We start from the raw sequence: 11,029 nt of genomic DNA, 5'->3' as shown, positions 1-11,029 counted from the left end.
GAATTTAGCAGAAAGAAGGATTGTTATGAAATTTATCAATACTAGAAAATTCACATGGATAATTTGTATAATAGGATTTTTGCTTGCTCTTGTAAGTATATTTTTCTTACCGAGTATTATTCCAGTACATTTTGCAAATGGGATTGCGGATGATTATGGAAGAAAAATACAAATATTTTTATTTCCTATATTACAAGTGCTTATCACTTTTTTGACTGGACGAGAAAAAGTAAAATATTGCCTGACACATTCAAAAACTTTCTTAACGGACATTCAGTTTAATTGGATGATAGATGGTGTACTTTTATTGGTAATGTTTGCAGAAATATGGGTTATCTATGCTTCATTTGCATAGAAATACTTGCATAACAATTTACATTTGATTGAGCAGATAAAAATGATTTGAGGTGGTAGCAATGAAAAAGCGATTGGGAATCATAGCCGGAATTTTAGGAATTGTATTGGCAGTCATTGGCATTGTACTGAAGCAGAAAGAAAACACAGCCGTTTCTGTTATTGGTGGTGCGGATGGCCCGACTTCTATTTTCATAGCAGGGAAGTTAAATGGTGATAATTTTATTTTTATGATTGTAGTTGGAATTATTTTATTGATTTTGGCAGGAGTTATTTTTTACAAACGTAAGCATTAAGTTACAGTTTTTTAGACTGTGTATGGCGGAAGAACCGGGAAAGTGTAGATATATCATGGGGATTTTGGAAAAAAATAAAAAAAGTAAGGGTACAGCGTTTGTCTATGATGAGAATAATGATTACTATAAGATGGAAATAAACGGGATTGAATTTGTCTGTGACAGTATACATTCCGATTATGAGAAGCATGCAGTTGAACTGGCACAGGCGTATGAGAAAAGGCTGCCGGATATCGTGGATTATCTTATGCCGGATATAAAGGAGATGTTTGGAATTACAAATCCAGATGTAATAGCAAACTCACTAGGAAAGCCGAGTATAGATTTGGATAGAGGAACACTGACTTATCTGGAGCACACAATGGACAGCCTACATATTATTGAAATGGAATTTGACGGTATCTTCACGGCATTCTATAACTCCTGTATTGATGGATAGGACTTTAGTAACATAGAGCTGCAGTTGTCTACAGCTTTTATCCAGACTTCGGATGTTACAGAGAAGCAATCAGAAATGGATTGATCGATTTCTGAAGCAGTATCCGGTGAAATCCTTGAACATATGAAGGAAAAGTATGTATGTTAATTTTATTTTTATTGTAGACAAAAGATAGGACTGATATGATAAAAGAACAGGTTATTACAAATAGAGGTGGAGTATTTGATGCAGAAAATATTATTACTGGAGGATGACTTGAATCTAAATCGGGGAATTGCCCTGTTACTTTCACGGGAAGGGTATGAGGTTCGTCAGGTTTATACAATAAAGGAAGCAAAAGAAGCATTTCAAAAAGGAGATTATGCTCTTGTTATCAGCGATATTACATTGCCGGATGGTACAGGACTGGATTTTGGAAGGATGGTACGTGCAGGTGGAGATACATATCTTATCTATCTTACGGCTTTGGATCAGGAAATAGATATTGTAAATGGTTATGATACAGGGGCAGATGATTATATTACCAAACCATTTTCACTGATGGCTTTGGTGTCGAAGGTGAACGCATTGATGAGACGGCTTTCTAAGGTACAGGCACAGATTATGTCTTCCGGAGAGATTACGGTGCATATGAAAACGATGCAGGTGTATAAAGGGGATGAACCAGTTACTTTAAGTAAGAAAGAATTCTCTCTGTTGCTGTATCTCTGGGAGAATGCAGGACAGATTGTTTCAAAAGAAAGTATCCTGGAGCATGTATGGGATATAGACGGTCAATTTGTCGATGATAATACGGTTACTGTCAATATAAGCAGACTGAAGAATAAACTTGGAACAGAAGAGATAGCGAATGTGAGAGGACTGGGATATATATGGACCGGAAAGGTAAACAAAAATTAAAACGGTATTTTATCGTATATGTAATCTTTGCAGTATTTTTTACAGTAGGAATGTATCTGATAACAAAGTATGAGGAAAATGCGAAAGCAACGCAGATAGCACTGCTCCTTGCAGAACATCCTGAACTGGAAGGGGAAATAGTTGCAATCTGGGAAAAGTCAGGAACAGTAGATTTTATAAGAGACCGGGACGATCAGAAGATAGAAAGAGTCGTACAGATGCTGGAAGAAACTTATGGTTATCACTCAGGGAGTGGATCTTCAGATGTGGTTATAAGGATTATCTGGGGAATTGGATTACTAGTGGGAGTCATAGTATGTAGCCTGTTCTTGTACCTGGACCGAAGAAAAAACTGGAGCAGATACGGTGATGAGGAACAATTACAGCAATTATATGAATGTCTGCAGGAATTCAGAAAAGGAAAATTCCAAACATATCCTGAAGAAACATCAGAATCGGAACAATGGTTAAAGGTGTGGGAATCTGTAAAGGAGCTGGGGCAATATTTCGAAGATTTGAAGGAACGTCTGGAGCAGGAAGAAAATGGTACGAAGAGTCTGATTACAGATATTTCCCATCAGTTGAAGACTCCGCTTGCATCACTCCGGATGAGTCATGAGCTGGTGGCAGAAAATCGGGTTACAGGAGAAGAACAGAGGGAGTTTCTGGAGCAGGAATCACAGGAACTTACCAAACTGGAACAGCTCTTGAATGAACTGGTAAATCTTTCAAGGCTGGAAACACATATGATCCAGATACATTCGCTTCATGAAAGCCTGAAGAAAACGCTAACAGAGGCTGTCAGTCAGATTTATATGAAGGCAAGAGGAAAAGATATTTCCATTCAGGTGGAGATGGATGATGATATAGTTGTGAACCATGATTCAAAATGGACGGTAGAAGCATTAACGAATATCCTTGAGAATGCAGTCAAATATTCACCGGAACATACAACGATTACAGTGAGGACGCAGGAGCTAGCAAGCAATGTGCTTATTGAAGTAGAAGATGAAGGAATGGGCATTCCTGCGGAGGAACTGCATAAGATCTATCAGAGATTTTACCGGGGAAGGAAAGCAAAGGAACAGGTAAAAGACGGAGCGGGTGTCGGTCTGTATCTTGCCAGAAAGATCATAGAAGAACAGGGGGGGACAATAGCAGCCAAAAGAAAGGCTGAGAAAGGTATGATATTTAAAGTGACACTGCCGCTCATAATAGGAGAATAGTCGGAACCCTTACAAAACTGTTATGGTTGTTGTAAGGGTTTTGTAATGCAGGAATGTTATAGTAGGGGTATGAAATGGAAAGGGGACTTGAAGATATGAGTAGTATTTTAAAAGTAGAAGATCTAGTAAAGTATTATGGAGAAGGCGAGAATCAGGTGAGAGCCGTGGATCATACAAGTTTACAGATAGAGAGAGGCAAGTTTACAGCTATCGTAGGACGTTCCGGCTCCGGAAAATCTACACTTCTGCATCTGATTGGAGGGCTTGACAGACCGGATTCCGGCAAAGTATGGATTGATGGAACCGATATCTATTCTCGAAAAGATGATAAACTGGCACAGTTTCGAAGAAAGAAGATAGGATTTATCTTTCAGGATTTTAATCTGATTCCATCGCTGAATGTGTGGGAGAATATCGTTCTTCCGCTGGGACTTGATAATCGCAAGGTAAAGCCGCGGGAAGTGGAAGATATTCTCAAAAAAATCGGACTGCAGGATAAGAAAGATGCGATGCCGTCTGCTTTGTCTGGTGGACAGAAACAGAGAACTGCGATAGCCAGGGCATTGGTGACAAGACCGGCGATAATTTTGGCGGATGAGCCGACGGGAAACCTTGATTCCCAGACTGAGCTAGAGGTTATGAGCCTATTGAAAAGCTGCGTGTCGGATTTCGGGCAGACGCTTATCATGATTACCCATGATGAAACGATTGCCCAGATGGCGGATGAAATGATTATCATTGAAGATGGCAAGGCGGTGAGAAGATAATGAAGATGACGACCAGAGTTGCATATTGCAATATGCGGCATTATAAGAGCAAAAACATACTGATTGGAATTGCCATTATCCTGACAACATTACTGCTGTTCGTAATCCCATCAATCGGAAAAGATATGGTGGAAGTGAACTTTGCGGTAATCAATAAGATTTATCCAACATGGCATGCCCTTTATCGGAACGTGGACGAGAGTACAGTTATGAAACTGGCGGCACATCATGATGTGAAAACTTACGGACTCCGCAGCGATGCGGGGTACATGAATCTGGAAGATGCGACGGTTTCCATGATGTATATGGACAGAACAGGGATGGAACTTTATAAAGTGAAGCTGAAAGAGGGGCAACTTCCGCAGAAAGAAAATGATATTGTGGTTTCAAAAGGAATACTGGAAGCATTAGGACAGAATGGGAAAATCGGTGACACTATCACAGTACCTTATCAGATTCTGAAAGATGACGGACTGGATTATACGAAGGAGAAAGACTTTCGAATCTGTGGTTTTTTAGCAGATAATGAGAGCAGCAAAGAACAAAAACAATATACATCATTGGTTTCAGAGGCCTTTCTGAAAGCGGAGATACCGGTAGAACAGGTGAAATATCGGTTTTTACTTCAGGTGAATGGACAGAAAGGAAATACGACTGCAGATTATACAGAGACGATACAGAATATTGCCAGACAGTTCGGGATTTCCGAGGATGACATGAATATTAATAAAGAGTATCTTGCAGCAAATTATGTGGATCCGGCTACAATTCCGGTGATTGTAGGAATCATGCTTATTGTTGTATTGGCGGGCATTATCACAATTTATAGTGTTTATTATGTATCTATGAACCAGAGGGTTCGGGAATTTGGAAAGTTAAAGGCAATCGGGGCTACGAAACGGCAGCTTAGACAAATCGTACTAAGAGAGGGAATGGGAGTGGCGTTGTTTGCCATTCCGATAGGACTTTTGATCGGAACAGTTGCTGTGAAAGTTGTACTTCTCCAGTTTGTAGAACATGCAAAGGATTCAAACGTACTTATAACAGAGGCATACAAGGTTGTAGCTAAAGGAGAAGTCCAACTTTATTATTGGTGGATTTATCTGTTGGCAATTGCAGTGACTCTGTGTACAGTGTATCTGTCACTGATGAAGCCTATGCGTATGGCGGCGAAGGTATCAGAAATAGAAGCTATGCGTTACCAGGGAGGCAGTAAGCGACAGAAAAGCAGCAGGAAGGGATATCAATTTCTGAATATCGGACGACTGACCAAGAGAAATCTTGCAGAGAATAAAAAGAAGAGTACTATCACGATTGTATCTATGGCCGTTACCGGAATATTTGTCATGATGGTAGCAACGGTGCTGTCTTGTGCAAATCCGATGGAAAGTGCAAAGAGTTCGATTGTGGGGCAATATGAGATTTCTCCAATTGTGGAATCCGGGAATAAAGAGCATCCTGAATATGAATGGGCGGAGGTTCAAAAGAATAATCCATTAAATGAAGGACTAAAGCAGCAGATAGAGGAGCTTGACGGTGTTGAGCGGGTAGATGTGTTTACCGCGTTGAAGGTATCAGGAGGACCTTTTGAAGAAAAAATTGGAACCGAATTTATCAATGGAGTGCCGGAAGAATACGCAGAAGAGCTGAAAAAAGGAATCACTGAAGGCAATGTCACATACGAGGAATTGAAATCCGGGGATAAAGTGATTCTGGACCGCGCGCTACTTCACTGGTATCCAGATATTAAAGTGGGAGATAAGCTGAAACTCAATATTCATGATGGAGATAATACCTTTCAAAAAGAGATTGAAGTGGCAGCAATTGGTGAATATGGAACAGGTCTGACAAACTATAACTGTCTTATCATGGCAAAAGAAGGGGCAGAGAAACTTACCATAAATAATTCTTCCAGCTATTTTCAGGTGATTGCAGATAAGGATTATGATGAGGCACTGGAAGCATCTCTACAGGCTATTGTGGATGGATCAGGCAGACTGCAGATGCGTACCTGGAAGAATGAGTACGATACATGGGAAAATGCCATACAGATGACTAGAGGTGCATGTTATGCATTTATCATCATTCTGGCAGCAATCAGCATTATGAACTTGATTAACACAATGATCAATAGTGTCCATGTGCGAAAAAAGGAGCTTGGCATGATGCAGGCAATCGGAATGTCGGACCGTCAGTTGATGAAGATGCTCCAGTTGGAAGGTATATTCTATACAGTAGGCACTCTTATTATCAGTATCGGAGTGGGAAGTCTTGCAGGATATCCGTTGTTTTTATATGCAAAGCGTACAGGAATGTTTGATATCAGCACATACCATTATCCGGTAACAGCAGCTATTATTATAATTTTAACATTGTTTGTGATACAGATGTTATTGGCAATATTCATTGCAAAGTCAGTAAGGAAAGATTCATTGATAGAGAGAATTCGTTTCAGTGAGTAAGAATATAAATTTCTGATGTTTAATGCAGATACTAATCAATGTCATAATAAAAAGGGGGACTTGATTTCTCAAATCCCCCAGTGTATAATGAACTCAAGAAAGGTATTCAGATGCAAAATCTGATGCCCTCAGTTAAATTTTATATTCTATGTATAAGTCATAGCATCCAAAACTTTCCTAGGGTCGTGGATGCTATTTCTTATTATGTCGATCTATATAAGTCAAAGCCGCAAAAATTACCAATAGTAAAGTCAATACTTCCATTGTATTCATGGGCATCACCCTCCTTGGATACTAGAGGGCAAAATCGAAATGCATCCGTCTTTCCGGTTCAGTAATACCGAATCAGTATAACACGTTACCGTTTTCAGTACAATAAGGTAATGGTCTGAAAAATACTTTATTCTGTCACCTTATGTAGCTGTATCGTGAGTATTTGCTGGACTAATTGGTGCTGTATATGAAAAAAAGCTATTTAAAAATAAGGTGGAAGCCTTATATGGTCTGCTTGATGATGCGGGTGATGATGCCGAGGGCAACATTACGCTCTTCATCAATATGCGTCACCACAAAGGATACCTGATCCTTTTTCCCGACTGTCCGGCTGTCATAGCAGGAGTGGGCAATGGCATTGACACCGATGGAGAGCCGGACAAAGACGGTGCCTTTATGGATGTCTTCCACAGTTCCGGCGTATTTTCCCTGAATCTTACATTTTTTCATGTTTTCCTTGCTGGTGTTGCCTTCCACACTTTTGACATCTGCGTGGACAATGACCTGCTCCGGTGAGTCTGCCCGCACATCCAGGATGCGTACCAGGATGTGATCGCCTACCTGGAAGCGTTCTCTGGCATCACCCATCCAGTCGAAGGACAGGTCTCTGGCAAGAATGGAGGTTTCCACACCGAAAATTTCTGCCCGGACTACCTTTTCCGCAACAGCAATGACTCTTGCCTGCACGATACGGTCTTCATAAACTTTCGGCATTCCGGAAGCATCTTTATCCAGATAGAAGATCTGGCGTTTCTTCAGCATCGCTTCTTTCCGGCTGGCGACAATGCTGCGTGTCTTCGGATCTAATCCCTTAATCAGAAAATCAATCTCACATCCAAGCATATTGTTGAGGATTTTGTTCTGCCGCAGAGCAAGCTCCCCATAATCGTGTGCTTCATCCTGCATGAGATGGATCATCATCTCAGTTACTGGGATGACAGTACGGAAATCCTTGTAGTAAACCACGGCAATGAGGCTGCCGTTTTCTGTTTTCTCGATACCGCCAAGCATTCCGGTTAAGATCCGGCGGGTACGGTAGGCATTCTGGATCTCATGCCAGGTAAGGTCTGAAATGGACTGGGCTGTTTCCAGCTTCGCATCGGAATCCAGAGTTAAAATAGGTGTGTTGGTTGTTTCGTTTGGCATCATAGTGTCTCCTTTCAAATTATGACATGATAGAATCTTTATCTAAAGGAACCATGTCTGTGTGATCCGAATAGTTATCTGCTGAGAAGTCATCCGGGAAATCGTGATAGCCAGGTTCCTGATAAACGCTTTGCTGGTCAAAGTGCGGTTCAGCTTTTTTCTTTTTCTGCTTTCCATAAGAAGCGGTTTTTTTCGGGTGGGAAGCAGGAATAGTTGGAGTGTACGTATATTCTTCACTACATGCTCCTTTTCTCCATTCCGGAATATGTTCGGAAGCCTTCCGGGGAATGAGTTTTTGGGCATCCGGGTGCAGGGTGTAATCGTATTTTTCTACCTGCAGTACCTTCTGACCACGCAGGATAATCAGTGCAGTATCCAGCGGGAGCCGCAGGATCTCATCCGGAGTTAAGAGCTTTCGTTTCCCGATGGATCTGGTCTGGCGGTATTCCGGTGTATAATCGGATACCCTCCAGCTATTTAATTGTTTGGCTTCGCTGCTGACACCAACGGTCACATCACCGGAGCGGTTAGAGATAAATGTAGCAGTTACCTCATCCGTACAGCCTAAAAATAGCTGAGTGTCGCAGTTCCCGATGATTTCCTGCCATTGGTTTAAGGGATACCGGTTCTGCATCTGAGGCAGGTTTTGGAAAATGCAGGAAATACTGAGGTTTCGACTTCGGATCACGGAAATCTTTTTGTTGAGCGATAGGATTGCTCCCGTATTCGCCAGCTCATCAGCCAGGATATGTACCGGAACCGGCAGTTTTCCATCTTCCCCATAGGTGTCTGCATAACGGACCAGTTTGATAAATACGAAGGTCATAAACAGGGAAGAAAGAAAATCAAAAGTGCTGTCTTGATCCGAAGTGATGCAGAAGTATGCACATTTTTCTTTTCCCGGCAGCGTCAGGTTGATCTCATCATAGGAAGTGATCTGGCGGATCAGCTTGTTCTGGAATACCTGAAGTCTGGAACCGAGTCCGATGATGACGCCGGAACGTACCGTGTCACTTGCCTGCTTATAGATGCAGTAGGGGACTTTTGCCGGATGGGAGACCGGAAGCAGGTCAAAGAGGCTGTTCAGTTCTTTTTCCGAACTCATGGTCAGGAGTTTGTATACCTGTCCGATATTCTTTGCCTCCGGTGGGAATCCCTGATCCACATAGAGAATCAGAGCTTTTAATAAGTTCATCTCGGCATTGTCCCAGAAGTGATCGCCTTTGGCAGAACCGGTATTCTGGATGATGACATCAGCAAATACCTGTGCCATGGTTTCCTGTCCGCCAATTTCACCCAGACAATTCCAACTATCCGAGTTTTCCGGGTTTACAAGATTAAAGGATTTCACGATATATCCGGCATTCTCAAGGTAAGTGGCTGTACTTTCGTACAATTCCGATTTTGGATCGGTGATGATGAGGCTTTCCCCGCGGGCAACACACTGGAAGATCATGTTGCGTGCAAAGGCCCGGCTTTTCATGGAACCGCTGGCACCGTAAACGGCAATATTCCGGTTCATGCGGGTATCCTTCGGGAGACAAACGGCTTTTCCGTTCAGTTTTCCAAGAATGGTTCCCTTGTGTTTCTTGACATCATTCGTAAGCTCCAGTACCTGATGCATTTCCTCCAAAGTCATAAAACCGGAAGTCCCATAGGTTCCCTTTGTGGAATAATTCAGGTTCCGGCCCCGGTCTGTTATTTCCCCGTTTCGGTCAAATCCCATACGCATGAGAAGGAAGGTCAGGAGTCCAAAAGCTGCCAGACATAGAAAAATCCCATACAGATTGTACGGGAAAGCAGTCAGGGCATCCAGACAGGCGAGCGGGTGCGGGGAGGGGATCTGCGGGGCAGTTCCGTTTCCGGCAAAATTGCCGGCAGATTCCCAGGTCTGATAGTTGCGGATAAATTGAGCAACATAGCCTCCTGCATAGAGGGTGCAGAAGGTGATCGGAAGCATATAAATGAGCTTCCACCATTTACGGTTCATGTAAAAACCCCCTTTTGAATTTGCAAAGGTCAATACTGGAGAAATGGATTGTGGCAGTTAAGTATTTTTTCAGGACCGGAATCTGAAAATCGAAACAGATCAGGTTCCCGGATCTGCCGTATACATTTAAGCCGGTATTGAACCGGTTGATTCGCTGCATGTCAAAATCATAAGCAAGAAGGATGGGGTTCCCGGAAGCATCCGTGGCATCATGTTCCAGTGGAATTGAATCGCTGCGGCAGCCCAGATCGGACAGCAGGAGGTTGTCCAGCTTTTCCATGATCTCAGGGTGAACCAGCAGTTTTAAAAGCACTTCCCCTTCCGGAGTATTGGGAAGGTAATGGAAATGCTCGAAGGAGGTGTCCAGCATAAACAGGCTCTTTTTGTAGCCTCCGGTACTGGTAAACAGCCGGAAAGCCATTTCCATGTCGGTTCCGGTCATGATTGCCCGGATCTGTGGATGTCCGTTGTAAGGGTAGCCTTGCAGGTAATGCTGCAGGAAGGCGTTTAAGCGGACTTCCGTTCGATATTCCCATTTCAGGACTCCGTTTCCCGTGTTATAAAGGACATAGACACATTGCGGTGCCATCAGGATGCCCATGCTGCGGGAGTTCCTAATCTTCGTGGTCTCCGGGCCCAATTCCTTAATTTCTCTGGAAGCGTAAAAAAGAGGAAGGCTTCGCATACCGATGGAACCAGCTTCGCGGTGATTACAGAAGATGTCAGGTTTTACATCCGGATAAAAGGGAATCCCGGCATGAAGGAGTGTCAGATACGTTTCGGCTTTCTGATGTAAGCGGATACGTCGGGATACTTCACTTCGGATGAGGTTCGTCTCGGTATTGCCGGTCAGATAGCACTGGAAGCGTAGCGGCGAGACAGATAACAGCATCTCTTTCGCAGCTTTTGTAAGACGGTAGCCTCTGAGAGCATCCCGGTAGTGGGTACGGATGAGGTGTTCCGCCTTCAAATCCGTAATGAGTTTTTCCGCATAGGAGGCACTTGGGATGAGTCTGTTTAGCTGGTCTGCGGGAAATTCCCCGCACATCCCTATCATTTCCAGTAAGCGGTATTTCGTAGTGTCAGGTCTTATCAAATAAGCATCACCTCAATTCAGTTCTTACCCATGCAAGCCTATACTTGGGTAAATCTCCGGTGGTTTGGAGATAAAAAAAG

General features: G+C 42.8%; 10 protein-coding genes. 7 read left to right on the top strand and 3 right to left on the bottom strand.

Annotated features, from left to right (window positions below; genetic code table 11):
- The 7 genes from ACLU9Q_RS02045 to ACLU9Q_RS02015 form a co-directional block, all read left to right on the top strand.
- The coding region (locus ACLU9Q_RS02045; protein ID WP_412624588.1) for a DUF1648 domain-containing protein at nucleotides 1-355 on the top strand (355 nt) is incomplete at its 5' end.
- Nucleotides 356-416: 61 nt separating this feature from the next.
- Nucleotides 417-650 carry an LPXTG cell wall anchor domain-containing protein gene (locus tag ACLU9Q_RS02040; RefSeq protein WP_005333531.1) on the top strand — a complete coding sequence of 78 codons (234 nt, stop codon included), beginning with the start codon at nucleotides 417-419 and terminating at the stop codon, nucleotides 648-650.
- A gap of 55 nt (nucleotides 651-705) precedes the next feature.
- Nucleotides 706-1,089 carry a hypothetical protein gene (locus ACLU9Q_RS02035; protein WP_226850873.1) on the top strand — a complete coding sequence of 128 codons (384 nt, stop codon included), beginning with the start codon at nucleotides 706-708 and terminating at the stop codon, nucleotides 1,087-1,089.
- Nucleotides 1,090-1,314: 225 nt separating this feature from the next.
- Nucleotides 1,315-1,989, top strand: a complete 675-nt coding sequence (locus tag ACLU9Q_RS02030; protein ID WP_005333533.1) for a response regulator transcription factor — start codon at nucleotides 1,315-1,317, stop codon at nucleotides 1,987-1,989.
- Nucleotides 1,962-3,215 carry a sensor histidine kinase gene (locus ACLU9Q_RS02025; RefSeq protein WP_005333534.1) on the top strand — a complete coding sequence of 418 codons (1,254 nt, stop codon included), beginning with the start codon at nucleotides 1,962-1,964 and terminating at the stop codon, nucleotides 3,213-3,215. The genes ACLU9Q_RS02030 and ACLU9Q_RS02025 overlap by 28 nt, the downstream gene beginning before the upstream one ends.
- A 95-nt stretch (nucleotides 3,216-3,310) precedes the next feature.
- Nucleotides 3,311-3,982: an ABC transporter ATP-binding protein gene (locus ACLU9Q_RS02020; protein WP_172676439.1), complete on the top strand. Its 672-nt coding sequence runs from the start codon at nucleotides 3,311-3,313 to the stop codon at nucleotides 3,980-3,982.
- Nucleotides 3,982-6,444 (top strand): ABC transporter permease, encoded by a 2,463-nt coding sequence (locus tag ACLU9Q_RS02015; RefSeq protein WP_005333537.1) that lies wholly within the window; start codon nucleotides 3,982-3,984, stop codon nucleotides 6,442-6,444. Before ACLU9Q_RS02020 ends, ACLU9Q_RS02015 begins: the two co-directional genes overlap by 1 nt.
- A gap of 495 nt (nucleotides 6,445-6,939) precedes the next feature.
- Here ACLU9Q_RS02015 and ACLU9Q_RS02010 read toward each other — a convergent pair whose 3' ends face one another.
- The 3 genes from ACLU9Q_RS02010 to ACLU9Q_RS02000 are packed head-to-tail and all read right to left on the bottom strand — an operon-like array spanning nucleotide 6,940 to nucleotide 10,910.
- On the bottom strand, nucleotides 6,940-7,863 hold the full coding sequence (locus ACLU9Q_RS02010) for a S1 RNA-binding domain-containing protein (RefSeq protein ID WP_023921587.1): 924 nt from the start codon (nucleotides 7,861-7,863) through the stop codon (nucleotides 6,940-6,942).
- Nucleotides 7,864-7,882: 19 nt separating this feature from the next.
- On the bottom strand, nucleotides 7,883-9,853 hold the full coding sequence (locus tag ACLU9Q_RS02005) for a VirD4-like conjugal transfer protein, CD1115 family (RefSeq protein WP_022415647.1): 1,971 nt from the start codon (nucleotides 9,851-9,853) through the stop codon (nucleotides 7,883-7,885).
- Complete coding sequence (locus ACLU9Q_RS02000; RefSeq protein ID WP_005333540.1) at nucleotides 9,843-10,910, bottom strand: hypothetical protein; 1,068 nt, start codon at nucleotides 10,908-10,910, stop codon at nucleotides 9,843-9,845. The genes ACLU9Q_RS02005 and ACLU9Q_RS02000 overlap by 11 nt, the downstream gene beginning before the upstream one ends.
- Nucleotides 10,911-11,029 lie beyond the last annotated feature (119 nt).

Source organism: Marvinbryantia sp. (assembly GCF_047017445.1).
GTDB lineage: Bacteria > Bacillota > Clostridia > Lachnospirales > Lachnospiraceae > Marvinbryantia.
This window is presented reverse-complemented; position numbering and strand designations above follow the sequence as displayed.